This window comes from Mesorhizobium sp. (genome assembly GCF_004962925.1).
GTDB lineage: Bacteria > Pseudomonadota > Alphaproteobacteria > Rhizobiales > Rhizobiaceae > Mesorhizobium.
This window is the reverse complement of sequence record NZ_SUEO01000435.1, coordinates 1-487: the sequence shown is the minus strand read 5'-3', so window position 1 is coordinate 487 and position 487 is coordinate 1. Positions and strand designations below refer to the sequence as shown.

Here is a 487-nt window from a genome sequence, read left to right as displayed (position 1 = left end):
GGCGACATCTCCCCCTCGAGGGGGGAGATTGCCGGCGCTTTTGCCATCGTCGCCGAAACCGCTGCCGACGTTCCGGCGCGCGAGGCTTTGCTCGATCGCGCCATGGGGCCGAAGCGCAGGAAGAAATCATCGGAAAAGCTACGGCGTGGCCGCCGGCCTTCGGAAGGCCTGGCCTTTGTCGCGCGCGACGCTTCGGGCGCTGTCACCGGCACGGTGCGGCTATGGGATGTCGTGCTGGGCGAGGACGGTCGGGCAGCCCTTCTGCTTGGCCCGCTCGCAGTCGATCCGACAATCAAGAACGCCGGCATCGGCTCGGCGCTGATGCGCCATGCGATCGCCGAAGCCGCGCGTCTCGGTCACGCTGCGGTCCTCCTGGTCGGCGACGCGCCCTATTATGAACGCTTCGGGTTCTCGGCGGAGAAGACCGGCTCGCTCGCCATGCCGGGTCCTTACGAGCGTCACCGCTTGCTGGCGCTCGAACTGGTGG

1 protein-coding gene is annotated in these 487 nt (G+C 68.0%); it reads left to right on the top strand.

Annotated features, from left to right (window positions below):
- Window positions 1-6: 6 nt before the first annotated feature.
- A partial coding sequence (locus tag E5W87_RS35580) for a GNAT family N-acetyltransferase (protein WP_292408670.1) occupies window positions 7-487 on the top strand: 481 nt, incomplete at its 3' end.